This window comes from Microbacterium sp. 10M-3C3, from assembly GCF_003931875.1.
Lineage (GTDB): Bacteria > Actinomycetota > Actinomycetes > Actinomycetales > Microbacteriaceae > Microbacterium.
Window position 1 is genome coordinate 3,135,990 of the sequence record NZ_CP034245.1, and the last position, 23,621, is coordinate 3,159,610.

Consider the following 23,621-nt stretch of genomic DNA (forward strand, 5'->3'; position numbering starts at 1 on the left):
CGCACGTACTCAGGAAGATCGCATCGCATGCCCTCCGACTCGCCCTTTTTCGCCGCATCCGGCGCGTCCCAGCCTGAATACGAACGGCGGTGGACCGTGGTCGTGCCCGTCAAGGCCGCCGACGTCGGCAAGTCGCGCCTCGACGGCGCCGCCGCCGACCGCGTCGAGCTCGCCCGCGCGATCGCGCTCGACACGATCGAGGCGGCCGCCGCGGCGGCGACCGTCACGCGCGTGCTCGTCGTGACCGCCGACCCCGAGGTCGCCCGCGTGGCCGGCGGGATGGCGAACGTGGAGGTCGTGCCCGATCCGGATGCGGTGGGACTCGACGCCGCCGTCGCCGCCGGCGCCGCCGCGGCGGGCGTGGATGCGGCACGCGCCGCCCTCCTGGGCGATCTCCCGGCCCTGCATCCGGCCGAGCTCGATGCCGCGCTCGTGGCATCGGCCGACGTCGAGCGCGGACTCGTCGCCGACGCCGAGGGGACGGGCTCGACCCTCGTCACCGCGCGGCCGGGCGCGGTGTGGGTGTCGGCGTTCGGCGAGGACTCCGCCGAGCGGCACCGTCTGCTCGGATGCGTCGACCTCGACGTGCCGCAGGACACCGGGCTGCGCCGCGACGTCGACACCCCCGAGCAGCTCGCCGCGGCGCGCGCCCTGGGGCTGGGCTCTCGCACAGCGGCGCTCGTGCGCGCCGCGGAGACCTCCGCCGAGCAGCCCGCGAGCCCGGCCGGGGCACCGGCACGGGGATGACCGGGCGGGGCATGGCGAGCGCGGCGGTCGCCCCGCGCCGCACGATCGCCGTCGCGGCGCTGCTCGCATTCATCGCCGGCTACGTCGACGCCCTCGGCTTCCTCGCCACCGGCGGGCTGTTCGTGTCGTTCATGAGCGGCAACTCCACCGCCTCCGCCGTGCAGCTGTGGCAGGGTGCGCTTCCGGTCGCGCTCCTCGGCGGGGCGCTCGTGGTGAGCTTCGTCGCGGGGGTGACGGCGGCCGCCGTCATCGCCCGCAGCGTCCGCCACGGCCGCTCGCGCGTGCTGCTCCTCGTCATCGCGACGATGCTCGTGCTGTCGGAGATGCTCCGCGCGTTCTACCCGGAGGCCGAGGCGTGGTCGTACACGCTCGTGGCGGCGGGGATGGGCGCGGTCAACGTGGTGTTCGCCGACAGGGACCGCGTGCAGGTCGCGGTGACCTACGCGACGGGCGGACTCGTCGCCGTCGGGCTCGGACTCGCGCAGATGCTCACGGGCAGCTCGCGCACGGCGTGGCGACGGCCGCTGCTGCTGTGGGCCGCACTCGTCGTCGGGGCCGTCATCGGCGCCGTCGCACACCTTCCGCTCGGGCCGTGGGCGCTGCCCGCCGCCGCGGCCGCCCTCGTGCTCCTGGCCCTGCTCCCCGCGCGCGTGTTCGGGCATTGACGCTCGGCGCGGCCGCTCACCGGGGTCGCGGCGCGACGCGGGACCCGCGGCGCCGTTCCGATCAGCGCGCGGCGTCGAGGGCGGCGTCGGCGATCGCGGCCGACGCGGCCACGTCGCGCATCCACAGCGGCGCGACGACCGGTCGGATGCCGGCCGCGGCGACGTCGGCCGCCGCATCCGCGTCCTCCTCGGCGAGCAGCCACGCGTCGAGCACGCCCCCTGCCGCCCGCGCGCCGTAGTGCGCGGCGACCGCGGCGGCGGAGGTCTCTACCCCGATCGCCTGCAGGCACACGTCGGCCATGCCCCGCACGACGCGTCCGCCGATGATCGGCGAGACGCCGACGACGGCGGATGCGGCGGCCAGCGCCGCGCGCATGCCCGGCACCGCGAGGCTCGGCCCGATCGAGACGACGGGGTTCGAGGGCGCCACGAGCACCACGTCGGCCGCGGCGATCGCGTCGACGACACCGGGGGCGGGCGCCGCATCCGCGATGCCCGGGTTCTCGAAGGCGACCGGCGCGAGGCTCGCGCGGTGCCGCGTCCACCACTCCTGGAAGTGCAGGCGGCGGCCATCCTCGAGCAGCACGATCGTGTCGACCTCGGCGTCGGTCATGGGCAGGAGCCGCGCGCCGAGGTCCCAGCGGCGGGCCATCCGCTCGAGCACACCGGTCGGCGTGAGGCCCTCGCGCAGCCATCCGGTGCGGGCGAGGTGCGTGCCGAGGTCGAGGTCGCCGAGCGTGAACCACGGCCAGCCGGCACCCCACGCCTGCAGCTCGGCGTTGACCCGCTCGGTGTCGCCGGCTCGGCCCCAGCCGCGCTCGGTGTCGTTGACGCCGGCGAGGGCGTACGTGATCGAGTCGATGTCGGGCTGCAGCCGCACGCCCGAGAGCCAGATGTCGTCGCCCGTGTTCACCACGACGGTCGCCTCGGGCGCACCGCGGCGACGCAGCGCCTCGCGCATGCCGAGCGTGAACTTCGCCCCGCCGACGCCCCCCGCGAGCACCACCACCCGCGGCCCGGTCATCGCTCGACCTCCGCCGTCCGGCACGTATTCAGGCCGGCGTTGCGGCGGGGCGCACGCCTCCCGCGGAATCCCGCGGAGCGGGTGTCGGCCGTGTGCGCACCAGCCTGAGTTCGTGTCGCACGCAGCAGCGCGCCGCGGCCGGTCATGCGGCGAGCGGGGGCATCGGGGCGGATGCGGCGGCGCGCGCGGCGGCCGGCAGGGCCGCGAGGATGCGGCTCAGCGCGTCGTCGTCGTGCGCGGCGGTGAGGAACCACGCTTCGTATACGCTCGGCGGAAGCGAGACGCCGGCCTCGAGCATCGCGTGGAAGAACGGCGGGTAGCGCCACGCGTCCTGCGTCAGCGCCGCGGCATAGTCGCGCGGCGCATCGGGCAGGAAGGCGACGCCGAAGAGCGACCCGGCCCGCGGCACACGGTGGATGACGCCCTCGGCGGCGAGGGCGTCCGACAGCGCGTCGGCGACGACGGCGGCCGCCGCATCCACGCGCGCGTACACCTCCGCCGTCGCGCCCCGCAGCGTCGCGAGACCGGCCGCGACCGACAGCGGATTCCCCGACAGCGTGCCGGCCTGGTACACCGGCCCGACGGGGGCGAGGGCGTCCATGACGTCGGCCCGCCCGCCGAGCGCGGCCAGCGGCATGCCGCCGCCGACGACCTTGCCGAACGTGAAGAGGTCGGGCGCGTAGTGCTCGCCAGCCGCGACCTGCAGGCCCCAGAAGCCCGCGGGATGCACGCGGAAGCCCGTGAGCACCTCGTCGAGGATGAGCAGGGCGCCGTGGGCGTGGACGAGGTCGGCGAGCGCCGCGTTGTAGCCGGGGAGCGGGGCGACGACACCCATGTTCGCGGCGGCGGCCTCGACGATGACCGCCGCGATGCGGTCGCCGTGCACCTCGAACGCCTCGCGTACGGCGTCGAGGTCGTTGTAGGGGAGCACGAGCGTCTGCGCCGCGATCGGCGCCGGCACGCCCGCCGACCCCGGCAGCGCGAGCGTCGCGACGCCCGATCCCGCGGCGGCCAGGAGCCCGTCGGAGTGCCCGTGGTAGTGCCCGGCGAACTTGATGAGCAGGTCGCGGCCGGTGAAGCCGCGCGCGAGGCGGATCGCGGTCATGGTCGCCTCGGTGCCCGTGGAGACCAGGCGCACCTTCTCGACCGGCCGGGCATCGCCCACGGCGACGCGCTCGGCGATGAGATCGGCGAGCTCGACCTCTCCCCCGGTCGGGGCCCCGAACGACAGGCCGCGCGCCGCCGCCTCCTGCACCGCCGCGACGACGGCGGGGTCGGCGTGGCCGAGCAGCGCGGGCCCCCACGACGCGACGAGGTCGACGTAGTCGCGGCCCGCCGCATCCGTCACCGTCGCGCCGCGCGCCGCGGTGAGGAACCGCGGCGTGCCGCCGACCGATCCGTACGCGCGCACGGGCGAGTTGACACCGCCCGGGATGACCTCGCGCGCGTGCGCGAACAGCTCGTCGTTGCGGTCGGTCATGTCCGTTCCTGTTCCTCCCGTTCCCGCGAGAACGCGCTCGTGCACGGTCCGCGGGTCGAAAAGTGTGAATCCGTGTGTTCTCGCGGGGTTACAGCCAGCGGGCGGCCTCGGCCGCCCAGTACGTCAGGATCGCGTCGGCGCCGGCGCGACGGATCGACACGAGGCTCTCCTCGATCGCGCGACGGCGGTCGATCCAGCCGTGCGCCGCGGCCGCCTCGACCATCGCGTACTCCCCCGACACCTGGTACGCCCACACCGGCACGTCGACGGCGGCGCGCACCTCGGCGAGCACGTCGAGATACGGCAGCGCGGGCTTCACCATGACGACATCGGCGCCTTCCTCGACGTCGAGCAGCGCCTCTCGGACGCCCTCGCGGCCGTTGGCCGGGTCGAGCTGGTACGTGCGGCGGTCGCCCTGCAGCTGCGAGTCCACGGCCTCGCGGAAGGGGCCGTAGAACGCTCCGGCGTACTTCGCGGAGTAGGCCAGGATCAGGGTGTCGGTGAAGCCCTCGGCGTCCAGCGCGTCGCGCACGACCGCGGTCTGGCCGTCCATCATGCCCGACAGGCCGAGCATCGCCGAGCCCGCGCGCGCCTGCGCGAGCGCCATCGACGCGTACCGCTCGAGCGTCGCGTCGTTGTCCACGCGGCCGCGCGCGTCGAGCACGCCGCAGTGGCCGTGGTCGGTGAACTCGTCCAGGCACAGGTCGGTCTGCACGACCAGGGCGTCGCCCACCTCGGCGACGACCGCCTCGGTCGCGACGTTCAGGATGCCGCGGGGGTCGTCGGCTCCGGATCCGCGCGCGTCGCGCACCTCGGGGACGCCGAACAGCATGACGCCGCCGATGCCGGCGGCCGCCGCATCCGCCGCCGCGGCGCGGAGCGTGTCGAGGGAGTGCTGCACGACGCCGGGCATCGAGCCGATCGGCGCCGGCTCGGAGATGCCCTCGCGCACGAACATCGGCAGCACGAGCTGCGACGGCGTCACGTGCGTCTCGCGCACGAGTCGGCGGACCGCCGGCGTCTGCCGCAGGCGGCGAGGACGGTGGCGGGGGAAGCTCACGGCGCCAGCTCGTCCGACGCGTGCGGCAGCGGGAAGCGCGCGACCGCGGCGATGAGGGCCTCGACCGTCTGGTGGTCGGCGACGACGTCGACCGGCAGGCCGGTGCGCTTGGCGTCCTTCGCGGTGCGCGGCCCGATCGCGGCGATGACGGTCGTGTCGGGGATGTCGGGGAACTGCGCGTGCACCTGCTCGGCGACGGATCCGCTCGTGACGAGGATCGCGTTGATGCGCCCCGACGCGACGTCGTGCGCGATCTTCTCGGTCACCGGCACGCCGACGGTGCGGTAGGCCACGACGCTGCGCACGCGGTGGCCCGCCTCGGACAGCAGACGCGTCAGCACCGGCTTGGCGATCTCGCTGCGCAGCGTCAGCACGTCGCGCGGCTCCGATTCGCGCGCGATCATCTCCTCCGCGAGGCCCGCGGCGGAGTTGTCGCGCTCGGGGACGAGGTCGACGCGGTACCCGACCGCCTGCAGCGCGGCGGCGGTCGTCTCGCCGACGGCGGCGACCTTGGTGTGCGCGGGGATCGCCGCCCGGTAGGCGTAGAGCACGTCCACCGTCGTGGCGCTGGTGATGGTGAGCCAGTCGAAGGCGCCCGACGCGAGGTCGGACAGCGCCTGCTCGAGGGTGGTCTGATCGTTCGTCGGCGCGAAGTTGATGAGGGGCGCGATCACGGGGACGGCTCCCTGCTGGCGCAGAGTGGCCGCGACACCGTCACCCCACGGGCCGCCGCGGGGCACGAGCACGCGCCAGCCCGTAAGGGGCTTCTCGGGCGTGGGCGTGTGCCGGGGGCTGTGGTTCATCAAGTCGACTCTCGTGGGACCAGGTCGGCTGCACCGCGTTCGAGCAGCCGACGTGCGACATCGTCCCCGGTGCGCGCAGCACGCGCGATCGGGTCCGCGCCGTCGGCAGCGTGCGCACCGTTGCTGCTGCCTGACTCCCCACCATACCCCCGGTCGGAGGCCGGAAGGCCAGCGAGCCGGACCGTGCGGTCGAGCCCGATACGGCGTGCGCCGTCGGCGGCGTACACGATCGCGTTCAGGCGGAGGTCGCCCGCGGCGACCTCCGCATGGGCACCGAGGGGGGCCGCGCAGCCGGCGTCCAGGGCCGAGAGCACGCGGCGCTCCGCGGTCACCGCCACGCGCGTGTCGAGGTCGTCGAGCGCGGCGAGCGCCGCGAGCAGGGCGGGGTCGGCGTCCGCCCGGGTCTCCACCGCGAGCGCCCCCTGCCCCGGCGCCGTCGGCCAGTCGGCGAGGCCGAGCGGCTCGGCGTGCAGGCCGTCCAGCAGCTCGTCGCCGTCGCCGCCGAGGCGTGCGAGGCCGGCCGCCGCCAGCACGACCGCGTCGAGGTCGCCCTCGCGCACGCGGCTCAGGCGCGAGTCGACGTTGCCGCGGATGTCGCGCACGCGCACGCGGGGGTTGCGGCGGTGCACCTGTGCGATGCGGCGCGGCGAGCCCGTGCCGACCTCGGCGCCGTCGCGCAGGTCTGCCAGCGGCGTGCCGTCGCGCGTGACGAAGACGTCGCGCGCGTCTTCGCGCGCCGGGATGGCGGCGATCACGAGACCGTCGGGCTGAGCCGTCGGCAGGTCCTTGAGGGAGTGCACGAGCAGGTCGCACCGCCCGGCGACGAGCGCCTCGCGCAGCGTCGTGGCGAACACCCCGCGGCCGCCGAGCTGCGACAGCGAGGCGCGGTTGACGTCTCCCTCGCTCACGATCGGCACGAGCTCGACGTCCTCGCCCGCGACGGCGGCGAGCGCATCGGCGACGCGCTGCGACTGCGCCAGGGCGAGGGCGCTGCGCCGGGTGCCGAGCCGGAGGGTCACGGCGTGCTCACTGCAGGACCTCGGGCACCTCGTCGACGCGGATGCGGCGGCCGGTGTAGAACGGCACCTCTTCGCGCACGTGCCGGCGGGCTTCGGTGTAGCGCAGGTCGCGCATCATGTCGACGAGGTCGGTGAGCACGTCGGCCTCCATCGGCAGGAGCCACTCGTAGTCGCCGAGGGCGAAGGAGGCGACGGTGTTGGCGATGACGCCGCGGAACGCCGCGCCCTTGCGGCCGTGCTCGACGAGCATCTCGCGGCGCTCGGCCTCGGGGAGGAGGTACCACTCGTAGCTGCGCACGAAGGGGTACACGCACAGCCAGTCCTTCGGCTCGACGCCGCGGAGGAAGCCGGGCACGTGCGAGCGGTTGAACTCGGCGTCGCGGTGCACGCCCATCGCGTTCCACGTCGGCAGGAGGTTCTTCAGCAGCTCGGTGCGCCGCATGCGGCGCAGGGCGCGCTGGAGCTGATCGGCGTCGGGGCCGTGCAGCCAGACCATGAGGTCGGCGTCGGCGCGCAGGCCGCTGACGTCGTAGAAGCCGCGCACGGTGACCCCGTCGGCGGCGACGAGTTCGACGATGTCGGCGAGCTCCGTCGCATCCGGCTCGGTGACAGGCCGCTCGGGGTCGCGGCGCAGCACCGCCCACAACGTGAACTGGGACGCGGAGGGCGCCTCGTCGTCGGCGGGCGATGTGGACACGGCGGCGGGCTCCGAAGTGTGCGACATGCTTCCAGTCTCCCTCGCGCCCGCGCGGGCGGCCAAACCGCTCACGGGGCGTCGTCTCGGCGTCGAGAGGCCGACGCCGGAGGGGGCGTCAGCGGGTGTACGCGCGCACCGCCAGCCACACGAGCCCGCCGACGGTCGCGGCGACGGCCACGACGGCGGCTGCCGCCCCCACGGGGTTGGTGCGCTGGAAGTCGCGGGCGCGGGCGACGGTCTTGTCGACGGCGTGCCCGAGCCGGCGCGGCACGTTGGCCTTCACCTCGATGGCCGCGAGCGTCGCCTTGAGCTCGGCGCGCGCCTTCTCGACGGGATCGGAGATGCCCAGCGGCACGGCGGTCTTGGGGACGGGGAGGGGGCGCTCAACGCTCACTGCCGGCCTCCTTCACGATGCGGATGTCTTCGGACACGGCCGATCCCGGGTTCTGGCGCTTGCTGAGCTTCTTGAACCGCGCGATGCCGAACAGCGCGAGGATCGCGACGATCACGAGCATGCCGCCGAACACGACGAGCGCCGAAAGCCACACGGGCCACCACGACGAGAGTCCCGCGATGACGAACGCGAAGAACACCGGCAGCGACCAGAACAGGACGAACAGGGCGCCCACGAACCATCCGGCCCCGATGCCGGCGTCCTTGGCCGTCTTCGAGAGCCACGACTTCGCGGCGTTGATCTCGGCGACGACGAGGTTGCGCACGAGCTCGGGGATGTCGCCGAGCAGGCTGAACAGGCTCTCGTCCGCCCGATCGCGGAATCCGCGCGGGGTGGTCATGCGTCAGCCCTGTGCGGAAGAGGTCGAGCCGGTGGACCCGGCCTTGGCCGCCTCGTCGAGCGACTCCTCGACGGCGTCGGCCACGTCGTGCGCCGCGCTCTTGGCGGCGGTGCCGGCGCGCTTGGCGCGCTCCTGGACGCTGCCCGAGCCGCTCGCGGCGTTGCCGACGCGCTTCGCACCGCTCCACAGCGCACCCGGCACGGCCTTCGCCGCGGAGGCGCCGAAGGCCTTCGCCTTGTCGACCTGCTTCTGCACGGGGGCGGTGTTGTACACCTTCAGCCACTGCGTCTTGATCTGCTCGTAGCGCTCGCGACCCGCGCGCGTGCCGAGGACGTACCCGGCGGCGAGGCCGATCACGAGTCCTGCTTTGCCCTTCATGGGGCTCTCCTCACGGTCGACGATGGTGGTGCCGTTGGCGTCCACAGTAGCCCGTATGCCCTTGACGGCATCAACCCTTGACATGCTCCGACGCGGGGGGCACGCTCACGCCTCCGGAGCAGTCCCGCGCCACAGCATCGACGAGCGGATGCGGTCGGCCTCGGCGCGCGCGTCGGGCACGACCTGGGCGAGTCCGGTGCCCGCGAGCCACGCGCCGACGGCGCCGAGTCCGGGCACCGCGGCGATCGCGGCGCGCGCGGCCGCGGTCGCGGCGGCGCGGCCGATCGTCGCGCCGGGCTGGGCCTGCACGTACCGCTCGCGGTGGGCGCCGCGCAGCTGCGCGGGCTCGAGCTCGACGCCGAGGAGCGCGGCGGCTTCGCGCAGCGCCAGCATCGCGGCGCCGTCGTCGTCGAGGGGGGCCGTCGCCGGCTCCTCCCCCTGCGCGCCGAACGAGACGCGGATCACATGCCGCCCCGGCCCCGCCGCATCCGCGACCCACCCCCACTTCGCGGTCGAGTGGGTGAGCGCCTTCGCCGCGCGGACGCCCGGCACGACGAGCACTCCCGAGCCCCGCGGCGCGGCGTCGAGCTCGGGGCTGGCGACGACGAGCGTCACGACCTCGACGACCGGCGCGCGAGCCGGGGTCGTGTCCAACGCCGCCGCGTGCGGCGCGGCGAGGGCGCGAGCGACAGGCTCGGAGGTCGCGAGGACGACGCCGTCGGCCTCGAGCGGCTCGCCGTCGGCCATCTCCACACGCCACGCGTCGTCCGCGCGCGTGAGCGCGGTGACCTCCACGCCGGTGCGCACGTCCGCGCCGAGCGCGTCCAGGCGTGCGACGAGCGCCTCCACGAGCCGCCCCATGCCGCCCACGAGCCCCTCGACGGCGCCGCCGGGCGCGGTCGAGCCGGATGCGGCGGCCCGCTCGGCGCGGAGCGCGGCGACGGCGCCCGACAGCGACCCGGTGCGGGTGAGGGCGGCGTTCAGGCCGGGGGCTGCCGCGTCGACGTCGATGTCGTCGGGGCGGGCGGAGTAGACACCGCCCGTGACCGGTGCGACGAGCCGGTCGAGCGCGCGCGGGCCCATGCGGGTGCGCACGAGCTTTCCGAGGCTGTGCTCGTGGCCGATCGTCAGGGGCGGGCGCAGGCGGTCGACGTACGCACGCCACGCGCCGGCCCACCCGATGACCCGCCGCACGTCGACGGCGAACGGGTTGTCGGGGATGCCGAGGATGCCCCCGCGGGGCAGCGGGGCGGCTCCCCCGCCGGGGAGGCCCGCCACCCACGCGCCGGCCGGCCGGGGTGCGGTCACCGCGTCGGCGAGGCCGAGCTCGTCGACCAGCCCGCGGACGACGCCGGCGCGCGTGGCGTAGCTCTCCGCGCCGACGTCGAGGGCGAGCCCGTCGACCTCGGCGGTGCGCAGCACGCCGCCGAGACGCGCGTCGCGTTCGAGCACCGTGACCGACAGCCCGACCTTCGCGCACTCCAGCGCGGCGACGAGTCCTGCGACGCCGCCGCCCACCACGACGACGCGGCGTGCGCGGGCGTCGTCGGCGAGGCGGCGCAGCGGCTCGGCGGGCGTGCTCATGCGCGGCTCGCGTCCTGCGCGTGCACGTGCGCGACGATGCGGCTCAGCACGTCGGGATCGGTCTCGGGCGGCACGCCGTGCCCGAGGTTGAAGATGTGCGCGCGTGCCGCACGGCCGCGCGCGAGGACGTCGTCGACGTGCGCGAGGAGCACATCGATCGGCGCTCCGAGAAGGGCAGGGTCGACGTTGCCCTGCACGGTCGTGTCGGGGCCCAGGATCGCCGCGGCCTCGTCGAGGGGCACGCGCCAGTCGACACCCACGGCATCCGCGAGCCCCTCCAGGCGCAGGTCGGCGAGGAACGGGCCGGCGCCGACGCCGAAGTGGATGCGGGGCGCGTCGACGCCCTCGAGCGCGCGGCGCGCGTGCGGCATCGCGTGCCGGCGGTAGACGGCGGGTGCCAGCGACCCCGCCCACGAGTCGAAGAGCTGCACGGCGGCGGCGCCGGCCTCGACTTGCGCACGCAGGAACGCCGCGGAGACGCGCGCGAGCCAGTCGGCCAGGCGCGTCCACGACGCGGGCTCGGCGTGCATCATCGCGCGGGCGCGGAGATGCTCCTTGGACGGACCGCCCTCGACGAGGTAAGCGGCGAGCGTGAACGGCGCCCCGGCGAAGCCGATGAGCGGGGTGTCGCCGAGCTCGGCTGTGACGATGCGCACGGCCTCGCGGATGGGGCCGGCGGCCGCGGTCACCTCCTCGGGGTCGATCGCGGTGATGCGGTCGACGTCGGCGACGGTGCGCACGGGGTCCGCGAACACGGGGCCGCGTCCGGGCTCGATCTCCACGGCGATGCCCGCCAGGCGCAGCGGGATGACGATGTCGCTGAAGAAGATGGCCGCGTCCACGCCGTGCCGGCGCACCGGCTGCAGCGTGATCTCAGCCGCGAGGTCGGGCGTGAGGCAGGCGTCCAGCATCCGCGTGCCGACGCGCAGCTCGCGGTACTCCGGGAGCGAGCGCCCGGCCTGCCGCATGAACCACACCGGGGTGCGGTCGGGGCGGTCGCCGCGCAGCGCGCGGAGGAGCGGAGCGTCGGAGGAGGGCATTGCTCCATCCTCCCACCGCCGCTTCGGCGCAGCCTGTGGGCGCGATCCACGCGCCGCCACCCGCCACGCCGGTCGTCGACGGGACGGATGCCTCGGCGTCGAAGCATCCCCGAGCGGCACCCCACAGGCGGCGCGTAGAATCTGATGTCGTGCTGTTGTGCGTCACCGCGAGTCACAAGACCGCGTCCTTCGAGCTCCTCGAGCGCCTCAGCGTCCCCTCGACCCCGGTCTCCCCGCTGATCGCGGCCCACGACGCGTGCGTGCAGGGCGCGGTCGTCGTCGCCACGTGCAACCGGTTCGAGGCCTACATCGACATGGACGAGCCCGTCACCGCCGCACAGGCGGTCGGGCTCGAAGCCGCCCTCGCCGCGATCGAGAGCGCCACCGGCGTCCCGGCCGCCGAGCTGGACGGGGCCTATGAGGTGCTGGGCGGCGACGCGGTCGCCGAGCACCTGTTCGCCGTCGCATCCGGACTCGAGTCGGTCGTCGTGGGGGAGGGCGAGATCGCTGGCCAGGTGCGTCGCGCGCTGAGCGAATCGCGTCGCCTCGGCACGACCTCCGCCGAACTCGAGCGGCTGTTCCAGCGGGCGTCGGAAGCGCAGCGGGGCGTCAAGAACGCCACGGCCCTCGGTCGCGCCGGCCGGTCCCTCGTGCGTCTCGCGCTCGAGCTCGCCGACAGCCGGATCGCCGGCTGGTCCACGCAGCGCGTGCTGCTCGTGGGCACCGGCGCATACGCGGCGGCCACCGTCGCGGCGCTGCGCGACCAGGGCGCCGAAGACATCTCGGTCTACTCGCCGTCGGGGCGCGCCGCGCGCTTCGCGGCGAAGCACGGCCTGCAGCCGATCGCCGCCGAGACGTTCCCGACCGCGGCGCTGCATGCCGACCTCGTCATCACGTGCACGACCGCCGAGCACCACGTGCTGAGCGCCGCGACCTTCGCCGCCGGCCGCGGTGCGTACGAGACCGCCGTCACCGACGCGAGCGCGCGCTGCACCGCCGGACACACGAACCGCCGGCTCGTGATCGACCTGGGCCTACCTCGCAACGTCGACCCCGATGTCGCGACCGTGCCCGGCACCGACCTCCTCGACCTCGAGACGATCCGCCTGCACGCCCCGCTCGAGGAGCTGCAGGCGACGGATGCGGCGCGCGAGGTCGTGCGCGACGCCGCCCGCCGCTTCGCCGTGGTGGGCGAGAGCCGCAGCGTCGCCCCGGGCGTCGTCGCCCTCCGCGAGCGCGCGTTCGCCGCGATGGAGGCCGAGATCGCCCGCGCCAAGGCCCGCGGCGACGACGACGGCCGCGCCGAGCAGGCCCTGCGCCACCTCGTCGGCGTGCTGCTGCACACCCCGACGGCCCGCGCGCACGAGCTCGCCGCGCAGGGTCGCGGCGACGAGTACCTCGCGGCGCTGTCGACGCTGTTCGGCATCGAGGTCGCGGACGAGCCCCGCGCCGCCGCATCCGACTCCGGCGCCGCCTGACCGCGCACCCCTCCCCCGGGCGCCGATGAACGCGGCGTGCGGCTTTCTCGAGGCGGGCCGGGCGCCGCGCGAGGGGAGAATAGGCGCATGACCACGCTGCACATCACCGACGACGCCGACGCCGACGCGCTGCTGAGCTCCGACCCGCTCGCGCTGCTGATCGGGATGCTGCTCGACCAGCAGGTCGCGATGGAGACGGCGTTCGCGGGACCCCTGAAGATCCGCGAGCGCGTCGGGAAGCTCGATGCCGCCACGCTCGCGCACTACGACGCCGACCGCCTCGTCGAGGCGTTCACAGAGACGCCGGCGATCCACCGCTACCCCGGATCGATGGCCGGGCGCGTGCAGTCGCTGTGCGGCGCGATCGAGCAGGACTGGGGCGGTGACGCCGCGGCGATCTGGACCCGCGACGCCCCCGACGGCCCGACCGTGCTGAAGCGTCTGAAGGCGCTGCCGGGCTTCGGCGAGCAGAAGGCGAAGATCTTCCTCGCCCTGCTCGGCAAGCAGTGCGGCTTCGACGGCGCCGGGTGGCGCGAGGCATCCGCGCCCTACGGCGAGGACGGATCGTTCCGCTCGGTCGCCGACATCGTCAGCCCCGACTCGCTGGCCAAGGTGCGCGAGCACAAGCGAGCGATGAGGGCCGCCGCGAAGGGCTGAGCCGCCGCCTTCCACCGCCCGGTTCGGGGCGCGTCCGGAGCGCTCGGGGCGTGCACCTCGCGCCCCGAACGCGACCGCAGCGCCCCGGTCCGCCGCCAGCGGGCGCGGACGCTGCATCCGGGCGCCATGCGTGCCTTCGAGCCCGGGCCTAGGGTGAGACCGTGCAGGTGAGGTTCTTCGGCGGGCTCGCGGTCGCGGGCGACGCCGGACCGATCCCCATCGCCGGGCGCAATCAGCAGGCGGTGCTCTTCCGCCTCGCCCTCGACGCCGGCACCACCGTGAGCTACCGCGCCCTCGCGGAGGACGTGTGGGGGCTCGACCAGCCCGACGATCCGCGGGCATCGCTGCAGTCGCTCGTGTCGCGCCTGCGCCGGACGCTGCCGGCCGGCGTCGTGGCGGCGGTGCCGGGCGGATACCGCCTCGCGATGCCCCGCGACGCCATCGACGTCGTCCGCTTCGCCGACCTCGTGCGCGCGGCGCGCCACGCCCCGGATGCGGCGACCGCGGCCCGGCTCGCCCGCGACGCCCTCGCGCTGTGGACGGGCGACCCGTGGACCCCGTCCGACGGGTTCGACTGGGCGGTGCGCGATCTGCTCGAGGACCGCGCCCGCGCCGAGGCGATCGTGCGCGAAGCCGCGGCTGCGGCACCACCGCCGACGGCCCCCGCGTCCATCCCCGCTCCGCTGACCCCGCTCGTGGGACGCCTGCCCGAGCTCGCCCTCGTCGACGCGCAGCTGGAGACCGCTCGCCTCGTGACACTCGTCGGCCCGGGCGGCGCCGGGAAGACGACCCTCGCCACGGAGAGCGCGCGACGGCGCCCCGGATCGCTCGTCGTCGAGCTCGCCCCGGCGGCACGGGGCGAGGTGTGGGAGGCGATCGCCGGCGCGGTCGGCCGCCGCATCCGGCTCGACGCCGCCAACACGATACCCGCGACCGCTCGCGAGCGAGCGCTCGACGCGCTCGCCGGCGGGCGCGGACCGCTCGTGCTCGACAACTGCGAGCACGTCTCCGCCGAGGCCGCCGACGTCGTCGTCGAACTGCTGCGGACGCTGCCCGACCTGCGCGTGCTGGCCACGAGCCGCGAGCCCCTCGGGGTGCCCGGCGAGGCGTTCGTCGACCTCGGGCCGCTGCCGCTCGCCGACGCGGTCGAACTGTTCGCGCAGCGCATGCGGGCGGCGAGCGGCCGCACCCCCGACGACGCCGACGCGCCGGTCGTCGAGCGCATCGTCTCGCGCCTGGACGGCCTGCCGCTCGCGGTCGAGCTGGCCGCCGCGAAGACACGGACCCTCTCGCTCGCCGAGATAGACCGGGGCCTGGACGACCGGTTCGCCCTGCTGTCGTCGGGTCCGCGCGCGGCGGAGTCGCGCCACCGCACCCTGCGTGCGCTCATCGACTGGAGCTGGGACACGCTCGACGACGACGAGCGCGCGGGCCTGCTCGCGGCGGCCGTGTTCCCCGACGGGGTCGACGCCGCCGACACCGCCGCGATCGGAGCCGCGATGGCGGTCCCCGGCGACGTGTTCGATCGGCTCGTCGACCGGTCGCTGCTCGTGCGCCGCGACGGACGGTTCCGGATGCTGGAGACCGTGCGCGAGTACGGCCTCCAGCGCCTCCGCGCCGAGGGCCGGGAAGGGGCGACCCGCACCGCCGCCGGCCGGGCGCTCGCCGAGCTTGCGGCACGTCGCGACGCGACGCTGCGCGGGCCGGGGATGCGCGAGAGCCTCGCGTGGTTCGACGCCAACGACGAGAACCTGGCGTCGGCGCTCCGCCACGTCCGCGCCGTCGACGACGCGGACGCAGCGATCGCCCTCGTGCGCGCGCAGCTGTGGCCGTGGGTGCTGCGGGAGCGCTTCGAGCCGCTCCAGGCCGGGCTCACTCCCTTCGTCGGCGCCGAGCGCGCCGACTCCGAGGCGGCGGTGGTGGTGCACGGCGCGGCGCTCATGCTGAGCTCGCTGCAGTTCGCGGACCACGCCTCCGACGCCGCCGCCGACCCGCTCGAGTTCGCCGACGCGGCCGAGCGGCTCGCCGTCGCGGCCGCCCGCTACGACTCCGACCTGTCGGCGGTGCTCGCACCCCTGCTGGCCGCGACCGCGCAGAGCCTGCGCGCCGGCGGACCGTGGCTGCGGGAGCTCACGGTCCCCGATCCCGCGCCCGGCGCTCCGGAGTGGTCGCTCGCGGCGATCGTCACCCTCCGCGCCGGCGCCGCGCAGAACGCGGGCGACGTCAACACGCTGGAAGGCACGAGCGCGCAGGCGCTCGAGCTGTTCCGCCGTCTCGGCGACCCGTGGGGCATCGCGTTCGCCGCCCAGCTGCGTGCGGAATGGCTCGTGATGGCCGGTCGGCTCGAGGAGGCGCTGCGCATCGCGGAGGACGCGGCCGTCGTCGCCGAGGGCCTCACCTCGATCGCGGATGCGGTGCAGCAGCGTGCGGCCGTCGTCGGGATCCTCGCCCGGCTCGGCCGGTGGGACGAGGCGCGCGCGGTCCTCGCCGACATCGAGGCGTTCGCCCGGGCCGACGGCTCGGCCCGCGCCCTCGTGGCGGCGCAGATGGCCGCGGCGGGCCTGCACATCGCCGCCGGCGACGGCGGGAGCGCGCTGGCGGCCCTGCGCCAGGACCCCGACGAGAGCTGGGACGGCTACCCGGAGCAGATCCGGGCGTGGTGGGAGGCCAAACGCGCGCAGGCCCTCGTCCTGCTCGGTCGTCCCGCCGAGGCCCGGGACGCGCTGCGCCGGGCCGTCGACCCCGCGCGCAGCAGCGGGGACCAGCCGATCGCCGCCGAGGTGGCGACGGCGATCGCAGGATGGCTCGTGGCCACGGGGCGGACGGAAGATGCCGTGCAGGCGCTCGCGGTGTCCGCCGGCCTGCGCGGCGGCATAGACGCGACCGACCGCTTCCGCGCGTGGGTCGCCGAGCGCGCGGAAGCGGCGCCGACGGAGATCCCCGCCGACGCCGCATCCGCGTTCGCCGCTCTGGCGGCCGTGCTGGACTGAGCGCTACGCCTTGCGCAGGTAGGCCCGCACCGTGAGCGGTGCGAAGATCGCGACGATCACGACCGCGCCGACGAGTGTCGCCACCAGGTCGGAGCCGACGACACCCGCGTTCACGAGGTCGCGCACCGCCGTCACGAGGTGAGAGATCGGATTCACGTCCACGAACCACTGGAGCCACGACGGCATCGTGTTCGCGGGCACGAAGGCGTTCGAGAGGAACGTCAGCGGGAAGAGGATCACGAGCGAGATGCCCTGGACGCTCGAGGCGGTGCGGGCGATCACGCCGAAGAACGCGAAGATCCAGCTGACCGCCCACGAGCTGAACACCACCAGGAGCGCCGCGGCCAGCACGGCCCCGAGGCCGCCCGCCGGGCGGAAGCCCATGATGTAGCCCATCGTGAACGTGAGCGTCGTCGCGATCGCGTACCGCACGGTGTCGGCCAGGAGCGCGCCCGACAGCGGCGCGATGCGCGCGATCGGGAGCGAGCGGAACCGGTCGAACACGCCCTTGTCCATGTCCTCCCGCAGCTGCACGCCGGTGACGACCGAGGTGGTGATGACGGTCTGCACGAGGATGCCGGGGATGATGATCGGCAGGTAGCTCTGCACGTCGCCGGCGATCGCGCCGCCGAAGATGTACGTGAACATGAGCGTGAACAGGATCGGCTGCACCGTGACGTCGATGAGCTGCTCGGGGGTGCGCCGGATCTTCAGCAGGCCGCGGTAGGCCATCGTTACGGTGTTGCGCACCGCCTGCCCGAGCCCGGCGTGGGTGCGCAGGTCGCGGTCGGCGACGGGGGTGATGGTGAGGGCGCTCATGCGTTCGCTCCTTCCAGGCGTGCGGCGGGGCTCTCGTCCTGCGTCGCGGGGGCGCCGGTGAGGGTGAGGAACACCTCGTCGAGCGTCGGCTGCTGCACGCTGAACTCGCTGAGGTGGACGCCCGCGGCACGGAAGGCCACGAGCAGATCGGTGACGCGGTCGGGGTCTCTCATCGGCACCGTGAGCCGCGCGGCCTCGGGCGAGACGACCGCGGGCACGTCGAGGACACTGCGGATGACCTCGCGGGCGGTGTGGAGGTCGGACCCCGGAGCGAGCCGCAGCAGCAGCGACGCCTGCCCGACGGACGCCTTCAGCTCGAGGGCGGTGCCCTCTGCCACGACGCGTCCGTGGTCGATGACGGCGATGCGGTCGGCGAGCTGGTCGGCCTCGTCCAGGTACTGCGTCGTCAGCAGCACGGTGGACCCGGTGGCGACCAGGCGGCGGATGGTGTCCCACATCTGCCCGCGCGTGCGGGGGTCGAGGCCCGTGGTGGGCTCGTCGAGGAAGATGAGCGGGGGCTGCGCGATGAGCGAGGCGGCGAGGTCGAGACGGCGCCGCATCCCGCCGGAGAACTTCGCGAGCGGACGGGCGGCGGCCTCGGTGAGCGAGAACTCCTCGAGGAGCTCGGTGGCCCTGCGCTTGGCGTCGGCGCGGGAGAGGCCGAGCAGGCGCGCGAAGATCACGAGATTCTCGGTGGCCGAGAGCGACTCGTCGACGGAGGCGAACTGGCCGGTGAGGCCGATCAGCTGGCGCACGACGTGCGACTCGCGGACGACGTCGTGGCCGAAGATCTCGGCGCGGCCGCCGTCGGGCCGCAGGAGCGTCGCGAGCATGCTGAGCGTGGTCGTCTTGCCGGCGCCGTTCGGGCCGAGGACGCCGTAGACGGTGCCGGCGTCGACGACCAGGTCGACGCCGTCGACGGCGCGGTTCTCGCCGAAGGTCTTCACGAGCCCCTCGGCACGCACCGCGGGGACGCGGGTGGATGACGTGTTCATGCCCCCAGCGTGCGCCGCATCCGCTGTCGTCCCGCTGCCGCGGGCGGGCGTGCGCTGTCAGCGCCCTGTCACGCGCGGGCGGGCGCCCGGTTCGGGGCGCATCCGGAGCGCTCGGGGCGTCCACCGCGCGCCCCGGACGGGACCGCGGCGCCCCGAACGGAAGCCGACCGGGTCAGGCGCCGCGCAGGCGCTCGGCGAGGTAGGCGTGCAGGTTCTCGAGCGGCACGCGCTCCTGGCCCATCGTGTCGCGATCGCGCACGGTGACGGCGCGGTCCTCGAGCGAATCGAAGTCGACCGTGACGCAGAACGGCGTGCCGATCTCGTCCTGGCGGCGGTAGCGGCGGCCGATCGCGCCGGCGTCGTCGAAGTCGATCGCCCACGCACCGCGGAGGGAGTCGGCGACCTCGCGTGCGAGCGGAGAGAGGCGCTCGTTGCGCGACAGCGGCAGCACCGCGGCCTTCACCGGCGCCAGGCGCGGGTCGAGCTTGAGCACGGTGCGCGTGTCGGCGCCGCCCTTGGCGTTGGGCACCTCCTCCTCGACGTACGCGTCGACGAGGAACGCCATCATCGCGCGCGTCAGGCCGAACGAGGGCTCGATGACGTACGGCGTGTACTTCTCGCCGGAGGCCTGGTCGAAGAACGTGAGGCTCTGCCCCGACGCCTCGGAGTGGTTCTTGAGGTCGAAGTCGGTGCGGTTGGCGATGCCCATGAGCTCGCCCCACTCCTTGCCCGGGAAGCCGAAGCGGTACTCGACGTCGATCGTGCCCGCCGAGTAGTGTGCGCGGTCCTCCTCGGGCACGTCGAAGCGGCGCATGTTGTCTGCGTCGATGCCGAGGTCGACGAACCAGTTCCAGCAGTCCTCCACCCAGCGGTCGAACCACTCGCCCGCCTCAGCGGGAGGCGTGAAGTACTCGATCTCCATCTGCTCGAACTCGCGCGTGCGGAAGATGAAGTTGCCGGGCGTGATTTCGTTGCGGAAGGCCTTGCCGACCTGGCCCACGCCGAACGGCGGCTTGCGGCGAGACGCGGTCAGCACGTTGCCGAAGTTCACGAAGATGCCCTGCGCGGTCTCGGGGCGCAGGTAGAACAGGCCCGACTCGTCGTCGACGACGCCGAGGTAGGTCTTCACGAGGCCCGAGAACGCCTTGGGCTCGGTGTACTGCCCCTTCGTGCCGCAGTTCGGGCACGGCACGTCGAGAAGCCCGTTCTCAGCAGGGCGGCCCTTGCGCGCCTCGAAGTCCTCGAGCAGCGTGTCGGCGCGGAAGCGCTTGTGGCAGTGAAGGCACTCCACGAGCGGGTCGGTGAACGTCTCCACGTGGCCCGACGCCTCCCACACGCGCTTGGGGAGGATGATCGACGAGTCCAGGCCCACCATGTCGCCGCGACCGCGCACGAACGTCTGCCACCACTGGCGGCGGATGTTCTCCTTCAGCTCCGTGCCGAGCGGACCGTAGTCCCACGCCGAGCGCGATCCGCCGTAGATCTCGCCCGCCTGGAAGACGAACCCGCGGTGGCGGGCGAGGGCGATGACCTTGTCGAGGCGGGACTGTTCGGCCACGGTGGCTCCAATGGTCGGATGCTGAGGATTTCCGCGCGATCGGCGGGATTCCCAGTCTATCGACGCGGCCGCGGGCGACGCTCGGTCACCCCGCGCCGAAGCCGCACCAGTCGGCGACCCACGTCAGCATCCGCGCCTTCATCTCCGGGGGCGCCGCGAGGTCGATCTCGCCGGCCACCCCGTCGACGGCGACGTCGATCGTGAAGATCGTGCCGCGCTTGTCCTCCTGCACGACGTGCGGGTCGCAGCGCTGCGGCACGAGCGGGATCGCGATCTCGACGGGCGCGGATGCCGGGGTGACGTCGACGTCCAGCGGATGCGGCGACGCCGGCGCATCCGGAACGTACATCAGCAGCGGCGTCGAATCGACCGCCCCGAGGTGCACCGTGCCCGCAGCCCCCGTCGGGACGACCGACAGCACGACGGAGCCGAGCTGCCCCGCCGGGGCCGGGGTGAAGGCCGTCAGCTCGAGGTCGGCGACGGTCGCCAGGTTCTCCGCGAGGCACTCCCGGGCGTGCAGCGGCGGCAGGAAGCCGAGCGTGTCGACGACGGGCACGGCGACGTCGCCGCCGTCGAGCTCGAGCGCGACCGTGGGGGTCGCGTCATCCGGCACGTCGCACGCGACCGGCGGCAGCTGCACGCGCACGTCGAGCGTCTGCCCCGGCGCGATGCGGCTGTCGCCCGGCACGACGCGCTCGGCCGGCCCGGCCAGGCGCGGATCCTCGACGCGCACGGCACCGACCTCGAGCGCGGCATCGGTGCCGTTGACGATCTGCACCTGCGCCTGCCGCGGCGCGACGTCGGCGCGCAGCTGCACGAGCGTCACCTCGACCCCGTCGGGGAGGGCCGATGACGGCTCGGCCGTCCCCGACCCGGGCGGCACCGTGGCGCTGCATCCGGTCAGCAGCAGCGCGAGGGCGGCGAGGACGACCGGCGGCCGCTTCACGCGCGGACGACCTCGCGTCGCATGGTGTGCTCCTCGAGCGCGGCCGTGTCGATCTCGACGCCGAGGCCCGGGCCGGTCGGCACACGCACGTGCCCGTCATCGAGCACGGCGGGCTCGGTGACGATGTCGCGCGCGTAGAACCGCGACGCCGCCGACACGTCGCCGGGCAGCGTGAAGCCCGGGAGGGCGGCGAGCGCGGCGTTGGCGGCGCGGCCGATGCCGGTCTCCAGCATCCCGCCGCACCACACCGGGATCCCGGCCGCGCGGCACAGGTCGTGGATCGCGACGGCCTCCAGGTATCCGCCGACCCGGCCCGCCTTGATGTTGACGACGGATGCGGCGCCGAGAGCGAGCGCGTCGGCGGCGGCCTTGCGCGACACGATCGATTCGTCGAGGCACACCGGCGTGCGCAGGCGTCGCGCGAGCGTCGCATGGTCGACGAGGTCGTCCTCTTGCAGCGGCTGCTCGACCAGCAGCAGGTCGAAGTCGTCGAGCCCGGCGAGCGTGTCGGCATCCGTCAGGGTGTACGCGGAGTTCGCGTCGACCTGCAGCGGGATGTCGGGGAACGCCGCGCGCACGGCAGCGGTGTCGGCGAGGTCGCGTCCGGGCTTGATCTTGATCTTGATGCGCACGTAGCCCTCGGCGAGGTAGCCCCGGACGGTCTCGACGAGGGCGGCGGGGTCGCGCTGGATGCCGACCGACACGCCCGACGGCACGCGGTCGCGCACGGCGCCGAGGTGCGACGCGAGGCTCCGGCCCTCGGCGCGCAGGGCGGCGTCGAGGATCGCGAGCTCGAGCCCGGCCTTCGCCATCCGGTGTCCGACGATCGGCTCGAGCGCGGGCGCGACCTCGTGCGGTGCGACGGTGCCCCGCTCGAGGAGGGCGGGGATCAGGAAGCGCGTCAGCACGTCCCACGCGCCGTGCGTGTACTCGCTCGAGTACAGCGGCGCCGCTTGCGTGACGACCTCGCCCCAGCCGGTGCCGTCGGCCGTTTCGACGCGCACGATGATGACCTCGCGCACGTCCTCCGTGCCGAACGACGTCGTGAAGGGCGCGACGAGCGGGATGTGCAGCACGCGCAGCTCGACCGACCGCACGGAAACGGGATGCAGCGGATCCGGCATGCGGTCAGGCTACCGCCGCGCGCCCGCGCGGGGTCCGCGGCGTCCGCGTGCGGTCCCGTGCGGTCCCGTGCGGTCCCGTGCGGTCCCGCGAGAACCCATGCGCGGCGCGAGAGCCCGGCGCACCGCGGTGCTCTCGCCCCGCCAGTGGGTTCTCGGCTAGGCCCGCGGCCGGAAGGCGTCCGGCGCCGCGAGCCCGGTGGCTTCGAGCGCGTCCTCCGCCTCGAGCCACTCCACCGGCCCGGTGAGCTCGCGCCCGAGCAGCGACACCGCGACCCACGCCTCGCCCTCCGGCCGGATCCACCCGAGCAGCTCACCGTCGTCCGGCCGTCGGTGCGGCGTCCATCCCTCCTGCAGCATCCGCCCACGCTATCCGGGCTCACCCACCCGAGCGGCACGAACTCAGGCTGTGCGCGGCGCCGCCGCTAGGGCGTCCGCTGGATTCCGCGGCCGCGGCCGATTCGAACGCCCGCTCAGCCTGAGTTCGTTCGCCGGTGGCGGCGGGTTGCCGGCGACCGGAGGCCGGTGCGACCCGGCTAACGGGCGGGCGGATGCGGCGCAAGGGGTTCGGGCGGAGCATCGCCGTTCCGTAGCGTCGCGGGCATGAGCAGCGACTTCAAGCCCCGCCACGCCATCGTCACCGCCTCCGACTCCGGCATCGGCGCCGCCACCGCGATCGCGCTCGCCGAAGCGGGCCTCGACGTCGGCGTGACGTGGCACTCCGACGAGGAAGGCGCGCAGCAGACCGCCGAGGCGGTGCGCGCCCGCGGCAGCCGGGCGGTCGTCGCGCAGTTCGACGCGACCGACCTCGCAGGCGCCGCATCCGTCATCGACCGCCTCGCCGACGAGCTCGGCGGGCTCGATGTGTTCGTCAACAACGCCGGCGGCGGATCGGGCGGACCGGTGCTCGACATGGACGTCGACGCGTGGCGGCAGGACATCGGCCTCAACCTCGACGGCGCGTTCGTCGCGATGCAGGCCGCGGCCCGGCGGATGGCGGCGGCCGACGCGGGCGGGCGGATCATCGCGATCACGAGCGTGCACGAGCACCAGCCTCGGGTCGGCAGCGCCGCGTACGTCGCCGCGAAGCACGGCCTCGGCGGGCTCGTGAAGACGATGGCGCAGGAGCTCGGCGCGCAGGGCATCACCGTCAACGCGGTCGCACCCGGCGAGATCGCGACGCCGATCAACGACATGGATGCCGAGGACGCCGATCGCACGCATCGTCCCGGCATCCCGCTCGGCCGCCCTGGCAAGCCCGAGGAGATCGCGGCTGTCGTCGCGTTCCTCGCCTCGCCGGCGGCGTCGTACGTCACCGGCGCGAGCTGGGCGGTGGACGGCGGGATGCTGCAGATGGGCCCGCAGGCCGGGTCCCACATGACGAGCGACGAGTGGCGTTCGGCCGGCAGCTGACGCCGCATCCGGGAGGGGAGAGGACATGAGCGACGACTTCGACGACAAGCGACGCGATCAGCTGACGAGCGCACCGGATGCGACCGAGGGTGACGCGGCGCCGCGCATCGACGTGAGCGAGCACGACGGCATCACGCGCATCGACGTGCGCGACGACGCCGCCGTGCGACCAGGGCCCGGCCCCGGAGACCCCGCCGCCGAGCCCGACTGACCGCCCGCCGGCGTTCAGAATTCAGGCTCACCGGCACGAACGGGCGCCGGCGGCGCCGGACGCGACGCCTCAGCCTGAATTCTGAACATCGGCGCGCGCGGCCCGGCCACGTGCGCCGGCGCTCGGCGCGCCGACCAGCGCT

Annotated in this window: 24 protein-coding genes; 7 read left to right on the forward strand and 17 right to left on the reverse strand. The window is 74.7% G+C overall.

The genetic code is table 11. The features are described from left to right. Window positions 1–27 precede the first annotated feature (27 nt). Together cofC and EI169_RS15195 are read left to right on the forward strand one after the other, a co-directional pair. Window positions 28–747, forward strand: a complete 720-nt coding sequence (gene cofC / locus EI169_RS15190) for a 2-phospho-L-lactate guanylyltransferase (protein ID WP_125133063.1) — start codon at window positions 28–30, stop codon at window positions 745–747. Then, a complete protein-coding gene (locus EI169_RS15195) occupies window positions 744–1,412 on the forward strand; it encodes a DUF1275 family protein (protein WP_240640488.1) in 669 nt (222 codons plus the stop codon). Before cofC ends, EI169_RS15195 begins: the two co-directional genes overlap by 4 nt. A gap of 61 nt (window positions 1,413–1,473) precedes the next feature. Here EI169_RS15195 and cofD read toward each other — a convergent pair whose 3' ends face one another. The 11 genes from cofD to hemE all read right to left on the reverse strand — a co-directional run bounded on the left by cofD (window position 1,474) and on the right by hemE (window position 11,291). Next, window positions 1,474–2,436 carry a 2-phospho-L-lactate transferase gene (cofD, locus tag EI169_RS15200; protein WP_125133064.1) on the reverse strand — a complete coding sequence of 321 codons (963 nt, stop codon included), beginning with the start codon at window positions 2,434–2,436 and terminating at the stop codon, window positions 1,474–1,476. A gap of 142 nt (window positions 2,437–2,578) precedes the next feature. Then, window positions 2,579–3,916, reverse strand: coding sequence for a glutamate-1-semialdehyde 2,1-aminomutase (locus tag EI169_RS15205; RefSeq protein WP_125133065.1), 1,338 nt, complete (start codon window positions 3,914–3,916; stop codon window positions 2,579–2,581). 88 nt (window positions 3,917–4,004) lie between these two features. Continuing rightward, window positions 4,005–4,976 (reverse strand): porphobilinogen synthase, encoded by a 972-nt coding sequence (gene hemB, locus EI169_RS15210; RefSeq protein WP_125133066.1) that lies wholly within the window; start codon window positions 4,974–4,976, stop codon window positions 4,005–4,007. After that, window positions 4,973–5,779: a uroporphyrinogen-III synthase gene (locus EI169_RS15215; RefSeq protein WP_125133067.1), complete on the reverse strand. Its 807-nt coding sequence runs from the start codon at window positions 5,777–5,779 to the stop codon at window positions 4,973–4,975. Before EI169_RS15215 ends, hemB begins: the two co-directional genes overlap by 4 nt. After that, window positions 5,779–6,798: a hydroxymethylbilane synthase gene (hemC, locus tag EI169_RS15220; protein WP_125133068.1), complete on the reverse strand. Its 1,020-nt coding sequence runs from the start codon at window positions 6,796–6,798 to the stop codon at window positions 5,779–5,781. The genes EI169_RS15215 and hemC overlap by 1 nt, the downstream gene beginning before the upstream one ends. 7 nt (window positions 6,799–6,805) lie before the next feature. Next, on the reverse strand, window positions 6,806–7,522 hold the full coding sequence (hemQ, locus tag EI169_RS15225) for a hydrogen peroxide-dependent heme synthase (protein ID WP_125133069.1): 717 nt from the start codon (window positions 7,520–7,522) through the stop codon (window positions 6,806–6,808). Between the two features lie 88 nt (window positions 7,523–7,610). Further along, window positions 7,611–7,889 carry a DUF3618 domain-containing protein gene (locus tag EI169_RS15230; RefSeq protein WP_125133070.1) on the reverse strand — a complete coding sequence of 93 codons (279 nt, stop codon included), beginning with the start codon at window positions 7,887–7,889 and terminating at the stop codon, window positions 7,611–7,613. Beyond that, entirely contained in the window at window positions 7,879–8,289 is a 411-nt protein-coding gene (locus tag EI169_RS15235; RefSeq protein ID WP_125133071.1) for a phage holin family protein, read from the reverse strand. Before EI169_RS15235 ends, EI169_RS15230 begins: the two co-directional genes overlap by 11 nt. 3 nt (window positions 8,290–8,292) lie before the next feature. Next, window positions 8,293–8,751 (reverse strand): hypothetical protein, encoded by a 459-nt coding sequence (locus EI169_RS15240; RefSeq protein WP_240640489.1) that lies wholly within the window; start codon window positions 8,749–8,751, stop codon window positions 8,293–8,295. Window positions 8,752–8,772: 21 nt separating this feature from the next. After that, complete coding sequence (gene hemG / locus EI169_RS15245) at window positions 8,773–10,251, reverse strand: protoporphyrinogen oxidase (protein ID WP_125133072.1); 1,479 nt, start codon at window positions 10,249–10,251, stop codon at window positions 8,773–8,775. Further along, the gene (gene hemE / locus EI169_RS15250) at window positions 10,248–11,291 is read right to left on the reverse strand and encodes a uroporphyrinogen decarboxylase (RefSeq protein ID WP_125133073.1); all 1,044 of its coding nucleotides are present in this window, start codon (window positions 11,289–11,291) and stop codon (window positions 10,248–10,250) included. Before hemE ends, hemG begins: the two co-directional genes overlap by 4 nt. A 149-nt stretch (window positions 11,292–11,440) precedes the next feature. Between hemE and EI169_RS15255 the strand changes: the two genes are divergently transcribed. The 3 genes from EI169_RS15255 to EI169_RS15265 all read left to right on the forward strand — a co-directional run bounded on the left by EI169_RS15255 (window position 11,441) and on the right by EI169_RS15265 (window position 16,416). Beyond that, window positions 11,441–12,769 (forward strand): glutamyl-tRNA reductase, encoded by a 1,329-nt coding sequence (locus EI169_RS15255; protein WP_125133074.1) that lies wholly within the window; start codon window positions 11,441–11,443, stop codon window positions 12,767–12,769. Window positions 12,770–12,856: 87 nt separating this feature from the next. Further along, window positions 12,857–13,426 carry an HhH-GPD-type base excision DNA repair protein gene (locus EI169_RS15260; RefSeq protein WP_125133075.1) on the forward strand — a complete coding sequence of 190 codons (570 nt, stop codon included), beginning with the start codon at window positions 12,857–12,859 and terminating at the stop codon, window positions 13,424–13,426. A 161-nt stretch (window positions 13,427–13,587) separates the two neighbouring features. Then, window positions 13,588–16,416 carry an AAA family ATPase gene (locus tag EI169_RS15265; protein WP_125133076.1) on the forward strand — a complete coding sequence of 943 codons (2,829 nt, stop codon included), beginning with the start codon at window positions 13,588–13,590 and terminating at the stop codon, window positions 16,414–16,416. 3 nt (window positions 16,417–16,419) lie between these two features. Here the strand turns inward: EI169_RS15265 and EI169_RS15270 are convergent, their stop codons facing one another. The 6 genes from EI169_RS15270 to EI169_RS15295 all read right to left on the reverse strand — a co-directional run bounded on the left by EI169_RS15270 (window position 16,420) and on the right by EI169_RS15295 (window position 22,215). Beyond that, window positions 16,420–17,235 (reverse strand): ABC transporter permease, encoded by an 816-nt coding sequence (locus EI169_RS15270; protein ID WP_125133077.1) that lies wholly within the window; start codon window positions 17,233–17,235, stop codon window positions 16,420–16,422. After that, window positions 17,232–18,230, reverse strand: coding sequence for an ATP-binding cassette domain-containing protein (locus EI169_RS15275; RefSeq protein ID WP_125133078.1), 999 nt, complete (start codon window positions 18,228–18,230; stop codon window positions 17,232–17,234). Before EI169_RS15275 ends, EI169_RS15270 begins: the two co-directional genes overlap by 4 nt. A gap of 172 nt (window positions 18,231–18,402) precedes the next feature. Further along, complete coding sequence (locus EI169_RS15280) at window positions 18,403–19,788, reverse strand: glycine--tRNA ligase (RefSeq protein ID WP_125133079.1); 1,386 nt, start codon at window positions 19,786–19,788, stop codon at window positions 18,403–18,405. An 85-nt stretch (window positions 19,789–19,873) separates the two neighbouring features. Continuing rightward, on the reverse strand, window positions 19,874–20,734 hold the full coding sequence (locus EI169_RS15285; protein ID WP_125133080.1) for a hypothetical protein: 861 nt from the start codon (window positions 20,732–20,734) through the stop codon (window positions 19,874–19,876). After that, on the reverse strand, window positions 20,731–21,858 hold the full coding sequence (gene menC, locus EI169_RS15290) for an o-succinylbenzoate synthase (RefSeq protein WP_125133081.1): 1,128 nt from the start codon (window positions 21,856–21,858) through the stop codon (window positions 20,731–20,733). The genes EI169_RS15285 and menC overlap by 4 nt, the downstream gene beginning before the upstream one ends. Window positions 21,859–22,014: 156 nt before the next feature. Then, window positions 22,015–22,215: a hypothetical protein gene (locus EI169_RS15295; RefSeq protein ID WP_125133082.1), complete on the reverse strand. Its 201-nt coding sequence runs from the start codon at window positions 22,213–22,215 to the stop codon at window positions 22,015–22,017. Window positions 22,216–22,458: 243 nt separating this feature from the next. Between EI169_RS15295 and EI169_RS15300 the strand changes: the two genes are divergently transcribed. Both EI169_RS15300 and EI169_RS15305 read left to right on the forward strand, forming a co-directional pair. Next, window positions 22,459–23,268: an SDR family oxidoreductase gene (locus EI169_RS15300; RefSeq protein ID WP_125133083.1), complete on the forward strand. Its 810-nt coding sequence runs from the start codon at window positions 22,459–22,461 to the stop codon at window positions 23,266–23,268. A 25-nt stretch (window positions 23,269–23,293) separates the two neighbouring features. Beyond that, window positions 23,294–23,479: a multidrug transporter gene (locus EI169_RS15305; protein WP_125133084.1), complete on the forward strand. Its 186-nt coding sequence runs from the start codon at window positions 23,294–23,296 to the stop codon at window positions 23,477–23,479. Window positions 23,480–23,621 lie beyond the last annotated feature (142 nt).